Origin of the sequence: Rhizobium laguerreae (assembly GCF_019778565.1) — a bacterium.
Taxonomy (GTDB): Bacteria; Pseudomonadota; Alphaproteobacteria; order Rhizobiales; family Rhizobiaceae; genus Rhizobium; species Rhizobium laguerreae.
The window spans coordinates 396969-416890 of record NZ_JAAXQT010000006.1; the positions used below are offsets into that span (position 1 = coordinate 396969).

The 19922-nt window shown below is 60.5% G+C and carries 17 protein-coding genes; 7 read left to right on the plus strand and 10 right to left on the minus strand.

Annotated features, from left to right (window positions below):
• Window positions 1-2: 2 nt before the first annotated feature.
• Window positions 3-1289, minus strand: a complete 1287-nt coding sequence (locus HFO71_RS20795; RefSeq protein WP_077977094.1) for an ABC transporter substrate-binding protein — start codon at window positions 1287-1289, stop codon at window positions 3-5.
• A gap of 198 nt (window positions 1290-1487) precedes the next feature.
• Between HFO71_RS20795 and HFO71_RS20800 the strand changes: the two genes are divergently transcribed.
• The 5 genes from HFO71_RS20800 to HFO71_RS20820 all read left to right on the plus strand — a co-directional run bounded on the left by HFO71_RS20800 (window position 1488) and on the right by HFO71_RS20820 (window position 6789).
• Entirely contained in the window at window positions 1488-2165 is a 678-nt protein-coding gene (locus tag HFO71_RS20800) for a TetR/AcrR family transcriptional regulator (RefSeq protein ID WP_077977093.1), read from the plus strand.
• 131 nt (window positions 2166-2296) lie between these two features.
• On the plus strand, window positions 2297-3445 hold the full coding sequence (locus HFO71_RS20805; protein WP_077977092.1) for a Gfo/Idh/MocA family protein: 1149 nt from the start codon (window positions 2297-2299) through the stop codon (window positions 3443-3445).
• A 3-nt stretch (window positions 3446-3448) separates the two neighbouring features.
• Complete coding sequence (locus HFO71_RS20810; protein ID WP_077977091.1) at window positions 3449-4612, plus strand: dihydrodipicolinate synthase family protein; 1164 nt, start codon at window positions 3449-3451, stop codon at window positions 4610-4612.
• A gap of 26 nt (window positions 4613-4638) precedes the next feature.
• Window positions 4639-5469: a sugar phosphate isomerase/epimerase family protein gene (locus tag HFO71_RS20815; RefSeq protein WP_131640115.1), complete on the plus strand. Its 831-nt coding sequence runs from the start codon at window positions 4639-4641 to the stop codon at window positions 5467-5469.
• Window positions 5470-5511: 42 nt separating this feature from the next.
• On the plus strand, window positions 5512-6789 hold the full coding sequence (locus tag HFO71_RS20820; protein WP_131640116.1) for a Gfo/Idh/MocA family protein: 1278 nt from the start codon (window positions 5512-5514) through the stop codon (window positions 6787-6789).
• Between the two features lie 29 nt (window positions 6790-6818).
• On the opposite strand, the gene HFO71_RS20825 is transcribed toward HFO71_RS20820, so the two are convergent.
• From HFO71_RS20825 to HFO71_RS20835, 3 genes are read right to left on the minus strand one after another with little or no spacing between them, the layout of a single operon-like run.
• A complete protein-coding gene (locus HFO71_RS20825; protein WP_221988384.1) occupies window positions 6819-7829 on the minus strand; it encodes a hydroxyacid dehydrogenase in 1011 nt (336 codons plus the stop codon).
• The gene (locus HFO71_RS20830) at window positions 7826-9682 is read right to left on the minus strand and encodes a DUF2264 domain-containing protein (RefSeq protein WP_131640117.1); all 1857 of its coding nucleotides are present in this window, start codon (window positions 9680-9682) and stop codon (window positions 7826-7828) included. The genes HFO71_RS20825 and HFO71_RS20830 overlap by 4 nt, the downstream gene beginning before the upstream one ends.
• Window positions 9683-9690: 8 nt before the next feature.
• Window positions 9691-10725 carry a LacI family DNA-binding transcriptional regulator gene (locus tag HFO71_RS20835; RefSeq protein ID WP_131640118.1) on the minus strand — a complete coding sequence of 345 codons (1035 nt, stop codon included), beginning with the start codon at window positions 10723-10725 and terminating at the stop codon, window positions 9691-9693.
• Window positions 10726-10872: 147 nt separating this feature from the next.
• On the opposite strand from HFO71_RS20835, the gene HFO71_RS20840 reads away from it, so the two are divergent.
• Window positions 10873-12159, plus strand: a complete 1287-nt coding sequence (locus HFO71_RS20840) for an ABC transporter substrate-binding protein (protein WP_025396562.1) — start codon at window positions 10873-10875, stop codon at window positions 12157-12159.
• A 62-nt stretch (window positions 12160-12221) separates the two neighbouring features.
• Here HFO71_RS20840 and HFO71_RS20845 read toward each other — a convergent pair whose 3' ends face one another.
• Genes HFO71_RS20845 through HFO71_RS20865 form a run of 5 tightly spaced genes read right to left on the minus strand, consistent with a single transcriptional unit; the run spans window position 12222 to window position 17626 of the window.
• Window positions 12222-13190, minus strand: coding sequence for a glycoside hydrolase family 26 protein (locus tag HFO71_RS20845; protein ID WP_131640119.1), 969 nt, complete (start codon window positions 13188-13190; stop codon window positions 12222-12224).
• A 3-nt stretch (window positions 13191-13193) separates the two neighbouring features.
• Window positions 13194-13715: a DUF995 domain-containing protein gene (locus tag HFO71_RS20850; RefSeq protein ID WP_077977083.1), complete on the minus strand. Its 522-nt coding sequence runs from the start codon at window positions 13713-13715 to the stop codon at window positions 13194-13196.
• Between the two features lie 38 nt (window positions 13716-13753).
• Window positions 13754-15622 carry a glycosyltransferase family 2 protein gene (locus tag HFO71_RS20855; protein WP_131640120.1) on the minus strand — a complete coding sequence of 623 codons (1869 nt, stop codon included), beginning with the start codon at window positions 15620-15622 and terminating at the stop codon, window positions 13754-13756.
• Complete coding sequence (gene galE, locus HFO71_RS20860) at window positions 15619-16602, minus strand: UDP-glucose 4-epimerase GalE (RefSeq protein WP_131640121.1); 984 nt, start codon at window positions 16600-16602, stop codon at window positions 15619-15621. The genes HFO71_RS20855 and galE overlap by 4 nt, the downstream gene beginning before the upstream one ends.
• 1 nt (window position 16603) lies before the next feature.
• On the minus strand, window positions 16604-17626 hold the full coding sequence (locus tag HFO71_RS20865) for a UDP-glucuronic acid decarboxylase family protein (protein ID WP_131640122.1): 1023 nt from the start codon (window positions 17624-17626) through the stop codon (window positions 16604-16606).
• A 385-nt stretch (window positions 17627-18011) separates the two neighbouring features.
• On the opposite strand from HFO71_RS20865, the gene HFO71_RS20870 reads away from it, so the two are divergent.
• A complete protein-coding gene (locus tag HFO71_RS20870; RefSeq protein ID WP_131640124.1) occupies window positions 18012-18332 on the plus strand; it encodes a hypothetical protein in 321 nt (106 codons plus the stop codon).
• A gap of 16 nt (window positions 18333-18348) precedes the next feature.
• On the opposite strand, the gene HFO71_RS20875 is transcribed toward HFO71_RS20870, so the two are convergent.
• Entirely contained in the window at window positions 18349-19131 is a 783-nt protein-coding gene (locus tag HFO71_RS20875; protein WP_131640125.1) for a helix-turn-helix transcriptional regulator, read from the minus strand.
• Between the last annotated feature and the right edge of the window lie 791 nt (window positions 19132-19922).

Genomic DNA, 19922 nt, shown 5'->3' on the forward strand with positions numbered 1-19922 from the left:
GATCAGCCTCGTGCGAGAATCTGCGTGATTTCAGCGACAAGCTGTTTGCCGCCGTCGGAAGGAGACAGCTGTCCGAAGCCGACCTGTTCGGCGATGTTGCGTAACATCAGATCAGCTTCACCGGCGCCGGCCGGCGGCGGCGGCGGCAATTTGCCGGCGAGATCGCCGAGGCCGCTGACATAGGCGAGCGCAACTTTGCCGTTCTCATCAAGCTTCGCCGCGACCACCTCGCGCATGGCTTTCGATTCCGGAATGCCGCGTTCGACATCCAGAAGCAGCGCTGCTTCGGGGTTCTTGACGAAGAAATTGACGTAGTCCACGGCCATATCTATGGCTTTCGACTGGGCGGAGACCGAGAAGAACATCGAAGGCTTGCGATAGTGGCCGCCCTTCGAATCCCCCTTGACGCGCATGTAGTTGGTCAGCGCCAGCTTGTCCTTGTTCATTGCCTGATAGCCTACGAACTGGTTGGAATGGGCAAAACCGGCGGCCGACTTGCCGAGCGAGACCGTGTTGGTTTCGATATCGTTCTTGTCGAGAGCCTGGATATCGGCGGGAACACAGGCGCCGGCCTCACGGAACTTGGCCCACATGTCGTACCATTCGGAGGCATCGTCCACGTCGAAGGCGATCTTGCCGTCTGCAGTATAAAGAGCCTTGCCGCGCTGACGCAGCCAGTTTTCGAACAGCGGTTCGCTGCCGCTGCCGTCGGCGATGCCGAACATGCCCTTGCGTTTTCCTGCCTTGGTGATCTCCGCACCCATACGGGCGAACTCTTCCCAGGTGGTCGCCTGGGTCGGCAGATCGACGCCGGCCTCCTTGAAGGCCGCGGTGTTCAGGACCGTGGCCGCCGAATTCGCGCCCAGGCTGACGCCATAGAGATGACCGTCGACGCTGCCGCCTTCGATCTGCGCCTTGTCGAAATCGTCGAGGTTGAGCTTGGCCGGCATATAGGATTCGAGCGGGGCGAGCGCGCCGCGCCGCGCATATTGGACGATATAGCGATAGTCCATCTGGATGACATCGGGCGCGTTGCGGCCAGCCACCTGGGTCGCAAGGCGCGGCCAGTAGTCGCCCCAGCCGAGGAATTCGCCGGTGATCGACGTTCCCGGCTTCTTCGACTGATAGAGCTGCGATACCTTGTTGGTGCGGTCGGCGCGCGGCTGCGAGCCCCACCACAGGAGACGCAGTCGCGTTTCCTGTGCCAAAGCGCTGGTTCCCAGCGCCGAGAGCGAGAGAAGCGTGGCGCCTCCCGCGACGAAATTGCGTCTGCTTACACGGAATGTCATTTCTTTTCCTCCTCCAAAGGGAAGCGCCTCCTCACGCTTCCGAACCTAGTTACCCTTGCATAAATAACTAATTGGTTACAAGCTACGGGCAAAGCGGCGAGCGTGTCAAGCGGTGTCGCGCGCAGGGCTTTCAAATTCGGTTTTTACAATTTCGCACCGAAGGCTTATGAGCGCAACATGTGAGACGGAGGTGGAGAGATGAACGACAGCGGGGGGAATGGGGAAAAGAAAAGGTCTCGGCGCCCATCTGCCGAACGCACGGCCCAACGCGATCCGGAGCGGACACGCGCTGCTATCCTTGACGCGGCAACCCGGGAATTTGCCGAAAACGGCATGGGCGGGGCTCGTGTCGACGCCATCGCCGAGCGCGCCGGCACCAACAAGCGCATGCTCTATCATTATTTCGGCGACAAGGAGCAGCTCTACCTCAGAGTGCTCGAAGAGGCCTATGTCGGCATCCGCACCGCCGAACGTGCGCTGCATATCGGCGACCGCAGCCCCGAGGAAGGCATCGGCGAACTGGCGCTCTTCACCTGGCGTTATTTCCTCCAGCACCCGGAATTCCTCAGCCTGCTCGGCACGGAAAATATGCATCGGGCCCGCTGGCTGCGCCAGTCCGTCCGGCTCAAAGAACTGCATTCGCATCTGATCGGCGAGCTTTCGGACGTGCTCGAACGGGGAAAGAAGCAGGGGGTCTTCATCGAGACCGCCGATCCCCTGCATGTCTATCTGACGATCGCCTCGCTCGGTTATTTCTACCTGTCCAACCAGTACACGCTTTCGACGATCTTCGGCCGCGACCTGATCGAACCGACCCACCTCAATGCCTGGGAAAGGCATATCGTCCACGTCACGCTGACCTCGATCAAGCGCTGAATTTGTAAAATCGGATTTGACTATTGACAGCCGCGTTGCTCTTCTGCCATCAAGTAACTGTTTAGTTACCGGCTCGGGAGGACCGGACGAGGATGCCCGCTCCCGCCGCAAAAATTTGCTGGGAGGAAAAAATGGCACGCTTGGGGATCATCTTGCACGGCGTTACCGGCCGCATGGGTTACAATCAGCACCTGGTGCGTTCTATTCTCGCCCTCCGCGATCAGGGGGGCATCACGCTGAAATCGGGTGAGAAACTCGAGATCGACCCCATCATCGTCGGCCGCAACGGCGCCAAGATGGAAGAGCTGGCGAAGAAGCACAACATCAAGCGCTGGTCGACCGATCTCGATGCAGCCCTCGCCAATCCCGACGACACGATCTTCTTCGACGCCGGCACGACACTGATGCGCGCCGAACTTCTGTCCAAGGCGCTCGATGCCGGCAAGCATGTCTATTGCGAGAAGCCGATTTCCGACGATCTGCAGGTGGCACTCGACCTTGCCCGCAAGGCGCGCGGCTCCGGCCTCAAACATGGCGTCGTACAGGACAAACTCTTCCTGCCCGGCCTGCGCAAGCTGGCGCTGCTCAGGGATTCCGGCTTCTTCGGCAAGATCCTCTCGGTGCGCGGCGAATTCGGCTACTGGGTTTTCGAAGGCGATTGGGGCGTGCCGGCCCAGCGGCCGTCCTGGAACTACCGCAAGGGCGACGGCGGCGGCATCATCCTCGACATGCTCTGCCACTGGCGCTACGTGCTCGACAATCTGTTCGGCGAAGTCAAAGCCGTATCCTGCCTCGGTGCTACGCATATTCCGCGCCGCATCGACGAGCAGGGCAAGCCCTATGACTGCGACACCGACGATGCGGCCTATGCGACCTTCGAGCTCGAAGGCGGCGCGATCGCGCAGGTCAATTCCTCCTGGGCCGTCCGCGTCCGCCGCGACGACCTCGTCACCTTCCAGGTCGACGGCACGCATGGTTCGGCCGTCGCCGGTCTGACGAAATGCTGGAGCCAGCACCGCGTCAACACGCCGAAGCCGGTCTGGAACCCGGACCAGCCGCAGACGATCGACTTCTACAAGACCTGGGACGAGGTTCCCGATACGCAGGCCGTCGACAACGGTTTCAAGGCGCAGTGGGAAATGTTCATCCGCCATGTCGTCGAAGATGCGCCGTGGCCCTATGGCCTGGAAGCCGGCGCCAAGGGTGTGCAGCTTGCCGAACTCGGGCTGAAATCCTGGGCCGAGCGTCGCTGGCTCGACGTTCCTGCACTGGAGTTCTGAGCCGTGGCGACCATCAATCTCCCTCTCGACGGCAAGATCGCCCCCTACACGCTGACCGGCACGCCGATCGAACTGAAGAAGCGCGAGGCTAAAAGCTTCCCGCGCATCGCCTTTGCCGCCGCCCATGTCGTCGCCGATCCGCTCGCCGACAACGATCCGTGGCTGACGCCGGCGATCGACTGGGATCGCACCCTCGCCTTCCGTCACCGGCTCTGGGACCTCGGCCTCGGCGTCGCCGAAGCGATGGATACGGCACAGCGCGGCATGGGCCTCGGCTGGCCGGAAGCGCGCGACCTCCTCCGCCGGGCGCTTGCCGAAGCGGCCGGCCGCAAGGACGCGCTGATCGCCTGCGGCGCCGGTACCGACCATCTGACGCCCGGCCCCGACGTGACGGTCGACACGATCCTCAGGGCCTATGAGGAGCAGATCGAAACGGTGGAGGCGGCCGGCGGCCGCATCATCCTGATGGCGAGCCGGGCCCTTGCCGCCGCAGCAAAAGGGCCGGACGATTATATCCGCGTCTATGACCGCATCCTTCGCCAGGTCAAGGAACCCGTCATCATCCATTGGCTCGGCGAAATGTTCGATCCGGCGCTCGAGGGTTATTGGGGCAACGGCGATCATATCGAAGCGATGTCCACCTGCCTGCAGGTGATCGAGGCCAATGCCGCCAAGGTCGACGGCATCAAGATCTCGCTTCTTTCCAAGGAGAAGGAAGTGGCGATGCGCCGCCGGCTGCCGAAAGGCGTGCGCATGTATACCGGCGACGATTTCAACTATGCCGAACTGATCGCCGGCGACGAAGAGGGCCATTCCGACGCGCTGCTCGGCATTTTCGATGCGATCGCTCCGGCTGCCTCTGCAGCCCTCGAAGCGCTCGGTCGCAAGAGCAATCATGAATTCTTCGACCTGCTGGAGCCGACCGTGCCGCTGTCGCGCCACATCTTCAAGGCGCCGACCCGCTTCTACAAGACCGGCGTCGTCTTCCTCGCCTATCTCAACGGCCTGCAGGATCATTTCGTCATGGTCGGCGGCCAGCAGAGCACCCGCTCGCTGACACATCTGGCCGAACTCTTCCGCCTGGCCGACAAGGCCCGGGTTCTCGCCGATCCGGAACTCGCAACGACGCGCATGAAGCAGGTGCTTGCCGTCCACGGCGTCAACTGAAGCACGCGGAACGGGAGGGGAATGACATGCAGGTCGAAGGACTTTCGATCAACCTGGCGACGATCCGCGAGCAATGCGGCTTTGCCGAGGCTGTCGATATCTGCCTGAAACACGGCATCACCGCGATCGCCCCCTGGCGCGACCAGGTCGCCAAGGTCGGTCTCGACGAGGCGGTGCGGATCGTCAAATCGAACGGTATCAAACTGACCGGTCTTTGCCGCGGCGGCTTCTTCCCGGCAGCAAACGATGCCGACTGGCAGAAAAACCTCGACGACAACAGGCGTGCCATCGACGAGGCGGCGGCATTTTCAGCCGATTGCCTCGTCCTCGTCGTCGGCGGTCTGCCGGGCGCGTCGAAGGACATCGTCGCAGCCCGCCAGATGGTGTTCGACGGCATCGCCGCCGTGCTGCCGCATGCGCAGGCTGCCGGCGTAAAGCTCGCCATCGAACCGCTGCATCCAATGTATGCCGCCGACCGTGCCTGCGTGAACACACTCGGTCAGGCGCTCGATATGTGCGAGCAGCTCGGCGAGGATGTCGGCGTTGCGGTCGATGTCTACCATGTCTGGTGGGACCCCGATCTTGCCAACCAGATCGCCCGCGCGGGCAGCATGAAACGCATCTTCGCCCATCACATCTGCGACTGGCTGGTGCCGACAAAGGACATGCTGCTCGACCGCGGCATGATGGGCGATGGTGTGATAGACCTCAAAGGCATAAGACGGATGGTGGAGGCCGCCGGTTTCTTCGGCGCTCAGGAGGTGGAGATCTTTTCGGTCGAAAACTGGTGGAAACGCCCGGCCGACGAAGTGATCGCCACTTGCGTCGAGCGCTTCAGAAGCTGCTGCCAGGCCTGATTTTCATTAAAAGTTTCATCACGCATGCAGGAGGATCATTCGATGGAGAAACGCCGTTTTGCCCTGATCGGTACGGGAAACCGCGGCACCACCATGTGGGGCAAGGATCTGCTTGCCGGCTGGCGCGAACATGTCGACCTCACCGCGATCGTCGAAAAGAATTCGCTGCGCGGCGAACGCGCCCGCAACATGATCGGCAGCAATGCGCCGCTCTACGAAAACATCGATTCGATGCTTGCTGAGCAGAAGCCGGATCTCGTCATCGTCTGTACGCCCGACCATACGCATGACGATATCGTCGTGCGGGCGCTGGAGTCCGGCATCGACGTCATTACCGAAAAGCCGATGACCACTTCGGTCGAAAAAATCCGCCGGATTCTGGATGCCGAAAAGCGCACCGGCCGCCGGGTCGACGTCTCCTTCAACTATCGCTATGCGCCGACCGCCGCAAAGATCAAGGAATTGCTGAATGCCGGCGAAATCGGCCGGGTCACATCTGTCGATTTTCATTGGTATCTCAACACCAAGCACGGCGCCGATTATTTCCGCCGCTGGCATGCCTATACGGAAAATTCCGGCAGTCTGTTCGTCCACAAGGCGACGCATCATTTCGATCTGCTGAACTGGTATCTCGACAGCGATCCCGATGCCGTCACCTCCTTTGCCGATCTGCAGAATTACGGCCGCAAGGGCCCGTTCCGCGGCCCACGCTGCAAGCTCTGTCCGCACGCGCATGAATGCGACTACTATCTCGATCTCGAGGCCGATCCCTTCCTCGATTCACTCTACGAAGATCCCTCGAAGATCGACGGCTACTTCCGAGACGGCTGCGTCTTCCGCGAGGACATCGACATTCCCGATACGATGGTGGTCGGCATCCGCTACCGCAACAACGTCCATGTCTCCTATTCGCTGAACACCTTCCAGCCGATAGAGGGCCATCACCTTGCCTTCAACGGCACCAAAGGTCGGATCGAAATTCGCCAGCATGAGGCCCAGCCCTGGGAAGAGCCGAAGGAGGACACGATCCTCCTTATCCGCAATTTCCCTGATGGTAAGGAGGCGGTGGAGCGCATCGTCGTTCCGCATTTCACAGGTGGCCATTACGGCGGCGACGACCGGATGCGCAACATGATCTTCAAGCCCGAAATAGAAGACAAGCTTGCGCAACGCGCCGGCACGCGGGCGGGCGCCATGTCGGTGCTCTGCGGCATTGCCGCGCTGGAGAGCTCGCGCACCGGCAAGGTGGTCGATATTGCCGATCTCATGCCTGAGCTTGCCAATGACGGTTCGCCAAACTCGCTGAGGACGTCGCGCTGATACCCATCGCCTGAGGCGCGTGACGCGCCTCAGGCGATGTTTTCGAGATTTGCCTGATAGATCTGGTAAAGCAGCGGCTGACCGGTCACGAAGCGCTCTATCTCGTCCACCGCCATCTCGCCGAGGCGCGCCCGTTCCAAGCCGACGGCGCCGGCAATATGCGGTGTCAGAAAGACGTTCGGCAGATCGTAGAAAGCAGAGCCCGCCTCCGGGATTTCCGGTTCGGTGACATCGAGGACCGCGTCGATGCGGCCAGTCTTGAGCGCTGAAAGCAGGGCGGCCTCATCGATGAGAATGCCGCGCGCCGTGTTGATGAGCGTCGCGCCGTCCTTCATCAGCGACAGCCTTCGCGCATCGATCATATGCTGCGTCGACAGCAGCGACGGCGCATGCAGGGAAACGATATCCGATTGCCGCATCAATTCGTCGAGATCGACCTTTTCCGTTCCCAGGCCGGCGGCCTCGGCGGCATCAAGGGTCGGATCGGAGAGCAACAACCTATAGTCAAACGGTCTCAGGAGCTCGATCACGCGCCGGCCGATGCGCGAAGCGCCGACGATACCGACAGTGCGGCGGTAGTTTCCGATCGCTTCGCGCTGCATCAAATGTGTCCGGTTGCGGTTTCGGTCGGCAACATAGAGGTCGCGGAAACGGAAAACACGCTTGCCGGCGAAGATGATCGCCGCCAACGTGAATTCGGCCACCGGCACGGCGTTGGCCTCGGCCGCATGGCTGACCGGGATACCGGCTTCGAAGATGGCGTCGTCGATGACGCCCTTTACCGTGCCCGCCGCATGGACGATGAATTTCAGATGCGGCGCCGCGGCGGGAATTTCGGGCCCGACATAAGGCCCGCCCCAGCCGGTGATCAGGATTTCCGCCTCGGCCAGCAGACGTCTCGCACGCTCGTCGTCGAAGCGCTGCAACGGCTTGGAATCCAGCAGGCGACCGATGCCGCCCAGCCGCCGCAGGACCTCATCCGACAGGACATGCTGCGTGCGCGACGGTTGCATGGCAAGGATAATGGCCGGCTGGCTCATGGCATTTGTCCGGGCGCTTCGATGGCGCTGACTGTCACGCCCTTTTCCCTCACCAGGGCCTCCAGCGCTGCAATCTCAGGCGCTTTCGGCGGTCTCGTCCACGCAGACGAGAGCGCGGCGGGATCGTCAAGTGCCAGCACTGCCGTCACCAGGATGGTTTCCCCGGCCGGAATCTGCCCGCGCAGCTGCGGCACCAGGGTTTTCGCGACGATCACATTGGTGTTGGGCATTGCCTTCTGGACAATACCCGAACGTTTGACCGAGGAGCCGAGATCGAGAATGCCGGTGAAATCGGCTTCGCCGACCGCATAGGCAATCCCACCCGAAGCGGACAGCGTATCCAGCTCGAAATCCCGGCGGCCGATGGCAAATCCGCCTTCGGCAATCCGCAGCGGCCGGCTTGTCCTGATCCTATGGAAGCGGATATGCCAGGGTGCGGCGGGCACGAGCCAGGTTTCGACGTCGACATCGGCAAAAGGCGACCATTTGGCAAACAGCACCTCGCCTGCGATCTTGGCTTCCTCGTTCGTTTCGCGCACGCGGTAGTGCAGGCCGTCATCGCTGAAGGCAAGCACTGAATCGAAGACGGCAAGCGCAAAGGCGCGCTCATCGGCCTCGACGCTGAAGCCGTAGCGGGCGGAATAGGCGAACTTCGCGTATTTTTCCGTGCCGCACCGCATCTGCAGGTTTTCCTGGCCGGAAGACAGCGCCACGACATCGCCGCCCGCCCGCATGATCACCATGCCGGGATGACGCTGAGGGATGATGTCAGGTGCTTGCTCCGGCACTTTCTCCTTCGCCGTCCAGAATGGGTGATCCTCAGCGATCGCCAGCGGCAGGAAGGCCTTGAAGGCCCAGTAGGGTGAGCCGGCGGAATTGTAACTCTCCGACATCAGCAGATTCGGATAGCCGAAACCGATCGACAGCACGCCGTCGCGATCGGCAATCGGCTTATCCTTCCACCAGCGCAGATGCTGCAGGCAGAGATGCTTGACCTCGCCCCAGGGCAGAGCCTCGACATCGGCAAAAGCGAGCGCCGACCAGAAACCGGCACAGGCAAAGCGGTAGGTCAGGCTGCGGCCGAAGGGGATCGTCGCCCCGTCGGCGGCAAACCAATGCCGGAAATCCCGAGCGAAGAGGGCCGCGCGCTCGCGGTAGCGCTTTGCATAATCGTCATCGACGAGCTTCGAATAGACCAGGCCATAGAAATGCATGGCGAAGGGAATGTAGTGGTCGATGCGGCGGACGTTTCCATCGCGATACCAGCCGTCGCCGATATAAAAACCTTCGAGCTCCTCAAGATATTGCCGCGTCAGGCTACGGTCGAAATCGGCGCCGAGACGACCGAGCGCGATATCGACGAAGATCCGGAAGAATTTCCAATTGTTGTCGGCATAGTCGAACTGCCTGACATGCTTGAGATAGGCGACGACATTGCCGCGGGCGCGCGCATCGAGCGGCTCCCAGATCTTTTCCGGCACCAGCGCCAGGGCGAAACCGAGAGCGGCAAGCTCGACCATCCGCTGATCGCGGCCATTGACCGTTCCCCAATATTCGGCATGGGCGGGGTCTGTGCCGTTTGCGAGGCCTTCGGCGAAACGATGCCAATGGGCGAATTCGCCGTTGCCGGCGCCAAGCGGCGCCAATCCCCAGAGCGGGCGGGCGAACCCTTCCAGATCGGCCGCCGCCCGGTCGAAATGGGCGCCGCCGCCATTGAGGGTGACGCGGGCATTACCGTTCGAGAAACAGGCAAGCAGCGGATCGAAGAGCGCAAGCAGGGCGCGGCTCATATCGGCGCGGGTTTCCAGCGGATTGCCGGCGAGCGGGTTGGCGCTGGCGGGATCATAGGTCATCGCATCTCTCACGGGTTTTCGGCATTCGGATTCGGAACAGTTCCACCCGGAACGGGAACGACCGCCTGGCAAATGTGGCGGGCCGGTGCCGTCCTGTTGCGGAAACGGGCAAGCATCAGCGACACGGCCTCGCGCCCGAGAGCGGCGCGATCGATTCGCATGGTGGACAGCCGTGGATTGGTCATCAGCGCGCAGGGCAGATCGTCGAAACCGACAATCGCGAAATCCTCCGGCACACGCAGGCCGGCCTCGGTCACAGCCTCGAGCACGCCGACGGCGATGAAATCATTCATGCAGAAGGCGGCGGTAAAACCGGCATTCTCGGCAAGTGCTGCGGCGGTGCGTTCATGCGCCTCACGGATGGGGCTGCCCTGGAGGGTCAGGGACACGAAACAGCCCTCGGCACCGGGGACGGCGGTAATCGCCGCCTCAAAACCGCGCACGCGCTCCCGGATCGTATGGCGGTGGGAGCCGCTCAGATGCAGGATGCGTCGATGGCCAGCCTTTATCAGCCGGTTGGTCGCCTCATAGGCGCCAAAGAAATTAGCCGGCGAAACTCCATCGAACTGCATCCTCGGATCGGTGCCATTGACAAGAACCGTGGGCGTCACGCTGGCTTGCAGCCAGTCGCGCAACATCTCGTTCGGATCGATACCGACGAGAAAGAGACCTTCAGCGCCTGCGGTCTGCATATAGTCGCGCACGGCATCCGGCGTGGTTCGATCCTCGCGGACCAGCCGGACTTCGAAGGGCATGCCCGCTTCGGCAGCGCCAGCGCGCAAGCCGTCGACGATCGCTTCATAAAAGACGCTGAGAGTGCCGGTGACGCCGTCGCTGGCAATCAGCGCCAGTCCCCCCGCAATGGCTTCGGAAGCAGGCTTGACGGGATACCCGTTCTCGGCCGCCACCTTCAATATCTGCCGGCGCACGCTTTCGCTGATACCAGGTTCGTTGGCGAGCACGCGTGACACAGTGGAGACCGAGACGCCGGCCAATGTGGCTATATCGGCCTGACGCGGCCGTCTGATTTTTTGGTCGTTCATGGGGCAAACATTATGCAAATAATGCAAATTTGCAAGAAAATGGTTGGTTCTTGCAATAAAAATTTTTTTGCGTACTCTGTTTGCTGAAATGCCCTGACAACGCCATTGGAGGATGGCAGCGGGCATATTGGAACAAGGAGGACTATCATGCAGGTCAATCGCCGTTCATTCCTGATGGGTTCAGCCGGTGCGGCCGCCGGCCTCGCCTTCGGCGCCGGAAGCGCCATTCCAGCCTTTGCCGAAGACGCACAGCTGCGCGCCATGTGGTGGGGGTCCAACGACCGCGCCAAGCGCACGCTCGAGGTTGCCAAGCTCTATCAGTCGAAGTCGCCTGGCGTCACCGTCGTCGGTGAATCGCTTTCAGGCGACGGCTACTGGACGAAGCTCGCAACGCAGATGGCCGGCCGCTCGATCGCCGACATCTTCCAGCTCGAGCCAGGAACAATCTCGGACTATTCGAAGCGCGGCGCCTGCCTGCCACTCGATGAATTCGTCCCCTCCGCGCTGGACGTCCAGTCCTTCGGCGCCGACATGCTGAAACTGACCACCATCGACGGCAAGCTCTATGGTGTCGGCCTCGGGCTCAACTCCTTCTCGATGTTCTTCGACACAGTCGAATTCGAAAAGGCGGGCATCCCTCTGCCGACCCCCGACCTCACCTGGGATGAGTATGCCAAGCTCGCCGTAGAACTCTCCAAGTCCTCCGGCAAGAGCGGCGGCCCCTATGCGGCACGCTACGCCTATGTGTTCGATGCCTGGCTGCGCCAACGTGGCAAGAGTCTCTTTGCGGGGGAAAGCGTTGGGCTCGGCTTCACGGCCGACGATGCCAGGGAATGGTTCGAGTACTGGGAGAAGCTGCGCAAGGCGGGCGGCACCGTCGCCGCCGACGTCCAGACGCTCGATCAGAACACCATCGACACCAATGCGCTTGGTCTCGGCAAATCGGTGATCGGCATGGCCTATTCAAACCAGATGATCGGCTATCAGCTGATCATCAAGAACAAGCTCGGCATCACCATGCTGCCGCGTGAAAAGAAGGGCGGTCCATCCGGCCATTATTACCGTCCGGCACTGATCTGGAGTGTGGGGGCGACGACCAAACAGGGCGAAGCTGCCGCGAAGTTCATCAGCTTCTTCGTTAACGATCCCGAAGCCGGCAAGATTCTCGGCGTGGAACGCGGCGTGCCAATGTCGCCTACCGTGCGCGAAGCCATCCTGCCGCAGCTCAACCCGACGGAGCAGGAGACGGTCAAATACGTGAACATGCTCAAGGATCAGGTCGGCGAATATCCGCCGCCGGTGCCAATGGGCGCAACCCAGTTCGACCAGCGTGTGCTGCGCCCGATCTGTGACGAACTCGCCTTCGAACGGGTCTCGCCCGCCGATGCGGCAACCCGGCTCATCGAAGAGGGTAAGGCAACGATCAAGGGATGATCGGTCGCCGGACGTGAGAGGAGAGGCCCGCAACACCCCGGCGGGCCTCTCTTTTCAGAATGTCAGTTGCCTAGGCTTTCGACCACGCGCCAGTTCGGCCGGCCGAGATCGAAGGGCCAGGCATGCACATCCCGGTCGTTGAAATAGACCACTTCCTGCAGTTTCGGGAAGGCGCTCTGCTTCAACGTAACCGTTTCGATCCACGGCTTCATATAGGCGTCGCCGCCTTCATAGCCGAGCTCCGCCACCCAGATGGGTTTTCCGTAGCCGGCAACGAGATCATATCCCTGCTTTAGCGCTTCAGAGAAGGTCCGGTGCTCATTATAGGCAAGCTCGTCGTAGCGCTGCAGGCCGAAGACCGAGAGCCCGACGAGGTCGACGTAATCGTCGCCGGGATAATAGGTCTCGAGGCCAGGCTCTCCCTTCGGCGACCACATGAGCTCGGTGCCGGGCGCCTCCAGGCGGACGATGTCCATCATCCGCCTGTAGGCCGTGATATAGTCCTGTGGGTTCCAGCCGGACCATGAAAACCGCCCTGACTTGTCCTCCATCTCCTGCCCCCAGCGGACGATCACCGGGCTTTTCAGCGCCGATATCATCTGCGCGATCGCACGCATATTGACATCATAATCGCCGCGCAGAACCTTTGCGCGAAGCTCTGCGGAGGTCAGCCGCCAATCGACGTCCCAGGACCATGGCTCCACGGTGATCAGCAGGTTGCGGCCTCTAGCCTGCGCATAGGCATCGGCGACGCGCAACGTCTCGAGGTCGACGTCCTCCCACGGCAGGAACAGGGCTTCGGTCGCGACATTTGCCTGGGCGCCGAAATCGCCGTGCGGATCGTAGGCACCGAACTTGATGCCCTCGGCATGAAGGACGGGGCGCTTGTCGATGATCGTCCGCACGGCCGCCGCCGGGTTCGGAGCAATGCCGGCATATTGCACTTCGCTTCGGCCCGGCAGATCCGCGACACACAGTAGCAGCAGCGCTATTGCGGCGGTCGAGAGGTTGTTTTTCATTAGCTTCTTCATGGCTCACCCTCCTTTTCGGGCTACTTCCTGGCTCAGCAGGATCTGCTTCAGTTCGCTTGCCTTCGCGCTCACGGTATCGGTGGGAACAAGCTTCTGGAACTCATCACCCTGACGCACCGATGCGTGGCGGAAGACGTACCATTCGCCGTTCGGCTGGCGCCGCTGATAGATCGTGTTGCCGATCTTGCGATGTCCGAAACAGGTGCTGGCGCGGGCCGCGCCCTCGGCATTCGTCCAGGTGGCGCGCATGCAGAGCTGACCGAGATCATCGACCACCCATCTGCCTTCGGCAAAGGACGGCTTCCCCTTGTCGTTGCTCCAGGCGACGAACCGCCGGCCGTCATCGAAGAAGCGGCCGCCGCCGGTGTTCCAGGTCCAGGTCTTGTCGCCGTAGATCCGATAGAGCTCATAGGCGCTGAGCGGCGTCGGCGCGTCCTTTTTGGCAACCTCGGCGCCGTGCGCTACCGCCGGCAGACACAGGCTGAGAGCAAGCGCTGTTCCCCATAGTCTCGATCCGATACTCATTACATCCTCCATACTCGACACTTGCCGGTTCCGCCGGCTCACGCACCCTGTTCGTCTCGGCCGGTTCTGCCGAAACCATTCCATTTCAGGTGGAATTTCACGATCCTGGTCTTGCCGCCGCCGAGGCCGGCGCCGGCCACGGCAAATTGCGTTTCGGTGAAACTGACAAACGTCTGGCCGTGCGAAAGAGCTTCGAGGCCGCGCAGGCCGTGGCTCCCCGCCTGCGTGCCGCCGGCGACGAAAATCGCCAGCCCGGTGGCTGTCGCAAGCCACCGCGCGCGCGATTGCGGCAACAGCGGCAGATCGTTTTCGACCGCATGGCGAACGACGATCAGCACCGTCAGCGACAGGTAGACCGAGAGGTTCATCATGGCGAAAACATAAAAACCCTGGGCGGCCGCGGCATCGGTCGCAAACATCATTGCGGCGGCGGAAAGACCGGCGAGCCCGATATAGGGCGCGATGACGCGCAGCGGCAAAGACCGCTGCTGCTGCCTTCCCTTCGGCGTGATGCGGAAATCGACGAAGGAGCCGCAGATATGGTCGCGAACAGCGGCAAGGCTGCCGGCCAGCGACCACGGCCAGCGCAGAAAGATGAAGGCAAGCCCTTCCCAGCCGAACAATTTCGCGTCGTGCGGCCTGAAGGTTGCCGTTGCCCGCCAGAAGAAGGCAAACAGCGTCAGCACGATCGACATCGGCACGAAGTGCAGCAGGAAATCCGGATAAGTGACATTGACGAAGACACGGCCCGTCAGCAGCGCGGCAACCGGCAGCAGGAACATCATGGCCATGAAGGCCGAAAAGAGCGGGTACCAGAGCTCAGAGAACACGAACTGGAACCTCAGCCGCCAGGGCAGGTGCATGATGTGGTGGCGGGAATATTGCAACAGAATGGTGACCAGGCTGCGTGACCACTGGAATTCCTGGACGACGAGGTCGGTGAAATTTGCCGGGCCGTCGCCATGGGCGATCGCATCGACGGCATGCACGCCACGCCAGCCGCCGGCATTCATAATCAGCGTCGTCGAATGGTCTTCGGCAAGCTCGGGGCCGAGGCCGCCGATCTGGCGAAGGGCAGCGGTGCGAACCGCATAATGCGAGCCGATGCAAAGCGGCGCCCAGCCATTGTTGTAGCCGGTCTGCAGCGAACCGTGCAGGCTTGCCTCCGCATAGAGTCTGCCACGCGCCGCCCAGCTTGTCCCGGCATTGGCATCGCAGATGCTGGGAGCGGAGACATAGCCGATCCCGGGGTCGGAAAAGGGACGCAAGATTTCGCGAAGGTAGGTCGGCGTCGGCACATGGTCGGCATCGAACTGGGCGACGAAATCGTAACGCGCATAGCCGAAACGGTCGTAGAAATAAGCGAGGTTGCCTTCCTTGCAACGTGTCCGGCGCGGCCAGGTGGTGCGATGATACTCCGCCACGCCCTTTCGGGTGGAGATCAGCACGCCATGCGCCGCACACCAGCGCCTGGTTTCCTCCGAGGGGTCCTCGTCGGCCAGCCAGACATCAAAATCGACGTCGACCTGGTCGAGCATCGCCTGCAGCGTGGCGCGGACGACGGCAAAGGGCTCGGATGGCGCCTTGGTGACGACCATAGCCACCTGCCCTTCCGGCAGCCCTGCGCGAGGGCTGACCGTACTCGCATCGAGGAAGATCAGGATAAAATAGGCGGGCACCAGAGTGATCCAGGCAAGCACGAGGGTGATGAGTACGAAGGCCGTCCAGGAAATGATATGGGCTGACTGGCACCACCAGATCCAGAAATAGCCGAGTGCCGTCAACCAGCAGAGGATGCCGAAACCATAGGCGACGCGGTTCCAGCCGGTGAAAACAGGATCGAACGCGTCCGCTGCGACGGCTTTGGCCGTCCTGACGCGGTGGCTGATCTGGGAAATGTCGCTCATGCCGTCACCTGCAGGCCGAAGGTGGGGCCGGCGGTGCGAATGATCGTATCGATGTCCGAGAGGACGGGGGCAAAGCCGAGTTCCGCCTGCGCCCTTGCGGTATTGGCAAAGAGGATCGGCGGGTCGCCGATGCGGCGCGAGCAATAACGGACGGGGACTTCGCAGCCGCTGGCGCGATGGATCGCCTCGAGAATCTCCCGCACCGAGGTGCCCCGACCTGAGCCGAGATTGACGCTGAGCGAGCCGCCGTCCGCCATCAGATGGTTGACGGCGGCGAGATGCGCCTGCGCGAGATCGCTGACATGAATATAGTCGCGAACACAGGTTCCGTCCTCGGTCGCATAATCGGTGCCGAAGATATCGAGCCGCTCCAGCCTGCCGGCGGCGGCGAGAAGGGCGCGCGGAATGAGGTGGGTCTCGGGTTGATGACGCTCGGCGAGCTCACCATCGGGATCGGCTCCGGCCGCGTTGAAATAACGCAACGCGGCATAGCGGATGCCATAGGCAGCGGCAAAATCCTCGAGCGCCATCTCGAAGATCAGCTTGGTGCGGCCATAGGGGTTAACCGGATGCTGCGGGCTTTCCTCGCGTATCGGCAACGAGGCGGGAACGCCATAGGTGGCGCAGCTGCTCGAAAAGACGATCCGGTCGATATCCTGATCGAGGCAGGCCTCGAGCAGGGTCAGACTGCCAACGACATTGTTGCGGTAATATTTCCTGGGCATGTCGACGGATTCGCCGACATAGGCATTGGCACCACAATGAATGACGCAATCGGGCGAAAACTCTGCAAGAGTCCGGCGCAGGGTGGCGGCGTCGGCAAGTTCCGCCCGAATGAGCGGACCCCAGCGGACACTGTCGGCATGTCCTGTCGAGAGATTGTCGTAGGTGACCGGGATCATGCCGGCGCGCGACAGCGCTTTGCAGATATGACTGCCTATGAAACCGGCGCCGCCGGTGACGAGAATGTAGCGGGGCATCTCATACGACCTCCGCCTTCTCTGTGCCGGCGAGCAGTCCGTCGAAATAGTCGACGGTGCGAGCCAAGCCGGTTTCGAGCCCGATGCGGGGCTGCCAGTCCAGCTCGGCCATGGCCCGGGAAATATCCGGCCGCCGCTGACGGGGGTCGTCGGTGACCGCAGGCAGGTGGACGATTCGGGAACGCGAGTTCGTCAGGTCCCGGATGATTTCGGCCAGGCGTCGAACAGTCATTTCGGCTGGATTGCCGAGGTTGATCGGGCCGTTGCAGGCGCTGCCGGCGGCCGAAAAACGCAGGAAACCCTCGATGAGATCGTCGACATAGCAGAATGAACGGGTCTGCTGGCCATCGCCATAGATCGTCAGATCCGCGTTGCGCAGGGCCTGTACGATGAAATTGGAAACCACCCGCCCGTCGTCCAGGCGCATGCGGGGTCCATAGGTGTTGAAGATGCGGCCGACCTTGATGTCGACGCCATAAGTCCTGTGATAGTCGAAAAACAGGGTTTCGGCGCTGCGCTTGCCCTCGTCGTAGCAGCCGCGCGGTCCGATCGGGTTGACATTGCCGCAATAGGATTCGTGCTGCGGGCTCTGGATCGGGTCGCCATAAACCTCCGACGTCGACGACTGGACGACGATCGCACCGGTCTTTCGCGCGCAATCCAGGGTATTGACGGCGCCGAGCACGTTGGTGAGCAGCGTTCCCACAGGATCCCGCTGATAATCAGGCGGAGAGGCGGGGGAGGCGAAATTGAAGATGAGCGACGCGTCGATATCGAAGGGCTGCCTAACATCGTGCTCGACGATGCGGAAGCGGGTGTTCGATGCAAGATGAGCGACATTCGCACGGCGGCCGGTCGAAAAATTATCGAGGCATGTGACGCTGTGGCCGCGGTGCAGGAGCCTTTCGCAGAGATGCGAACCGAGGAAGCCGCCCCCGCCATTCACAAGGACGGTGCGTCGCCCTTGGAGCACCGGTATGCCTGATACTTTAGAATAGCCTTCGTTGGGAACGAAACTACGCATTACAAACTCCTTCCCAGGTATCTAGTCTTTTGTTTTATTTATGCACTGCATGCGTCCGTTATCCGCACCCGATATTCATAAAACTGAGCGTCAACCCATGAATAACTTTGTAGTTACTCTTCGGATAACCGAATTACTATTAAAATAATACAACTAACGCCGGTAAGGTCAACTTGAAAAAATCCAACTATCCGAAGTAATTACGCAAGTATACTTAAGGTAACAAATGATTAATCACCTTCAACGCAATACCACCAATACGCCTCTCATCCACCTCTCAAGCTTCACTCAATGCAGCTAATATACGAGGGAACGCAGCAGATTGGCCGAGCTCAACCTCACCGCCGGTCTTGCATCCGGAAGCGCCATATGCGAGGGATTTGGTATGTTGAAAAAACAAGACGCGACGCAGCTCAAAGGCTGGCGCCTCCGCTCGGCGATGTTCGTCTGGGGAACGGCGCTTCTGGCGATCGGAACGACGGCTTGCACGGTCGTTGACGACGATTTCGCGGTCGTCGCGAAAAAGAACATCGACGGGATCGAAGCCCCGCGCGTCTCGAAGGCCTACGCCTATCCGGTAAACCGGGCCGAGCGGCCGGCTACGCCGACGCTCCGCACCGCAGCCTATCACGGCTCAGCGCCCTATATCTGCTCTCCAAGCGGCTTCGGACAAAAATCGCGCTGCTTTGCGCGGCCCTCAACCTGAAGCAAAAAGCGCTAGATCAATTGCGCCAGCGTCCGGACATGTCGTCTTCGCCGGCGGGATGCTCATTGAAGAAGCGGGATGCCGCTTCCGTGCGGTTTCGCACGTTCATCTTCTTGTAGATGTTGCGGACGTGAACCTTCACGGTATTCTCGGAAAGATGCAGCTTGTCGGCGATGATCTTGTTCTGCGTCCCCTTGCAGATGAGATCCAGGATCTGAACCTCCCGGGTGGTCAAAGCGGAGATGCTGTCGCGTCTTAGCTTGAGCGCATTGCTGCGGGCCGCATCGACCGATTTTGTCTGATAGAGCGAAGGCTCCAGCTGGGCGTTTTTGTTGGTGAGGCGATTGAGAAGTGCTGACGGAAAATGTTCGCCGCCCTTCATCAGTAGATCCACTGCAGCCATGAAGACATCGAGCCGGAGGTTGAGCGGCAGGACGCCATCGATGATCCGCGCTTCTACCAGCCGGCTGACATAAGTCTCGAGCATGTCGATAGCTTCTACGACAAGTCCGATCGAGGTTTCAGGATGGTTTTCGCGGACAGCCTGCAACGCTTCATGGAGCTCCGGGCCGGGTATATGGTAGAATAAAACGAGTTTCATATCGCCGGTATCTTTTTCCAGCATCGGCTTTGTACTCGTTATGCTTGCCACATCACAGTTCGGAAATTTCTTTGCCAGTGCTTCTACCATGCATTCTGAAAAAAGATCCGCCTTTGCTACCACTAATATAGTATCTCCGGACGAACCCAAATTCCTTCCCTGGTCCGCATTCTCCATTCCTGAGCCTGTCATGAACATATACGCCTCCCCTAGCGTTACACTTTACTCAACTCGGCGCGATGGCGGGTATTAGCTAGTAAGAAATGCCGACCCCAAAGTCATCGCTTTATTTTTTAGACATTTCTTAATTATGTTAATACGGATTGAGAAGGAAGGAAATGGCCCAAAGTAATTAGTTTTAGCGGACTAAAAACGATACGATACCAAGCAACGGTTGCATTCTTACTGCAATATATACTTAGAGGCTATATTTGCCTTCACTATAGATGAGAGCTAAATGTAATGCTTCAGTACAGATTGTTATATTTTCATCACGCATGAAGTGTCGGATATGAGACAGGCAGACCTCGAAAGCTGCTCCTCAGCCCAGCGGCGAATGCCGGAAGTCCTGGATTCTCGCAGCTTAGCGTCGCCCCGGCTGAAGAAGTCTCAACGCTCCAACGACAGGGGCTAGCCGGAAGTGGCAAATCGGCCTTAGCCCGAATTGGTATCTATCGGATCCATATTCTTTACAGCATTCTGTGATCGTCGTCCAAGTGGCGACATGGAAAGCCATGCATTGTCATGCGTTTTTGATGCGCGGCCTCCATTTAGGGCAACCCAACGAAAAGAAAACCTGAATACTCCCTATCCTTCCCAGGATTCGGAGCCGGATATGTGCGGCCTTGTACTTTGTACGTACGTTCCCAATACCAACGGTTTGATCAACAAATCGCGATGAAGCTGCAGATGACCAGTATCGAATACATCTGCCGATGTTAACCGCATCGGAGCGAGCGCGAGTAAAATCCCATTTGAGATGAGAGGGA

What these genes read in the sequence shown, in the direction of transcription:
- HFO71_RS20835 (WP_131640118.1), bottom strand. Translation starts at nt 10,725, where the DNA reads ATGAACGACCAAAAAATCAGACGGCCGCGTCAGGCCGATATAGCCACA.
- HFO71_RS20800 (WP_077977093.1), top strand. Translation starts at nt 1,488, where the DNA reads ATGAACGACAGCGGGGGGAATGGGGAAAAGAAAAGGTCTCGGCGCCCA.
- HFO71_RS20840 (WP_025396562.1), top strand. Translation starts at nt 10,873, where the DNA reads ATGCAGGTCAATCGCCGTTCATTCCTGATGGGTTCAGCCGGTGCGGCC.
- HFO71_RS20845 (WP_131640119.1), bottom strand. Translation starts at nt 13,190, where the DNA reads ATGAAGAAGCTAATGAAAAACAACCTCTCGACCGCCGCAATAGCGCTG.
- galE (WP_131640121.1), bottom strand. Translation starts at nt 16,602, where the DNA reads ATGCCCCGCTACATTCTCGTCACCGGCGGCGCCGGTTTCATAGGCAGT.
- HFO71_RS20820 (WP_131640116.1), top strand. Translation starts at nt 5,512, where the DNA reads ATGGAGAAACGCCGTTTTGCCCTGATCGGTACGGGAAACCGCGGCACC.
- HFO71_RS20850 (WP_077977083.1), bottom strand. Translation starts at nt 13,715, where the DNA reads ATGAGTATCGGATCGAGACTATGGGGAACAGCGCTTGCTCTCAGCCTG.
- HFO71_RS20805 (WP_077977092.1), top strand. Translation starts at nt 2,297, where the DNA reads ATGGCACGCTTGGGGATCATCTTGCACGGCGTTACCGGCCGCATGGGT.
- HFO71_RS20870 (WP_131640124.1), top strand. Translation starts at nt 18,012, where the DNA reads ATGTTGAAAAAACAAGACGCGACGCAGCTCAAAGGCTGGCGCCTCCGC.
- HFO71_RS20815 (WP_131640115.1), top strand. Translation starts at nt 4,639, where the DNA reads ATGCAGGTCGAAGGACTTTCGATCAACCTGGCGACGATCCGCGAGCAA.
- HFO71_RS20875 (WP_131640125.1), bottom strand. Translation starts at nt 19,131, where the DNA reads ATGTTCATGACAGGCTCAGGAATGGAGAATGCGGACCAGGGAAGGAAT.
- HFO71_RS20830 (WP_131640117.1), bottom strand. Translation starts at nt 9,682, where the DNA reads ATGACCTATGATCCCGCCAGCGCCAACCCGCTCGCCGGCAATCCGCTG.
- HFO71_RS20825 (WP_221988384.1), bottom strand. Translation starts at nt 7,829, where the DNA reads ATGAGCCAGCCGGCCATTATCCTTGCCATGCAACCGTCGCGCACGCAG.
- HFO71_RS20865 (WP_131640122.1), bottom strand. Translation starts at nt 17,626, where the DNA reads ATGCGTAGTTTCGTTCCCAACGAAGGCTATTCTAAAGTATCAGGCATA.
- HFO71_RS20795 (WP_077977094.1), bottom strand. Translation starts at nt 1,289, where the DNA reads ATGACATTCCGTGTAAGCAGACGCAATTTCGTCGCGGGAGGCGCCACG.
- HFO71_RS20855 (WP_131640120.1), bottom strand. Translation starts at nt 15,622, where the DNA reads ATGAGCGACATTTCCCAGATCAGCCACCGCGTCAGGACGGCCAAAGCC.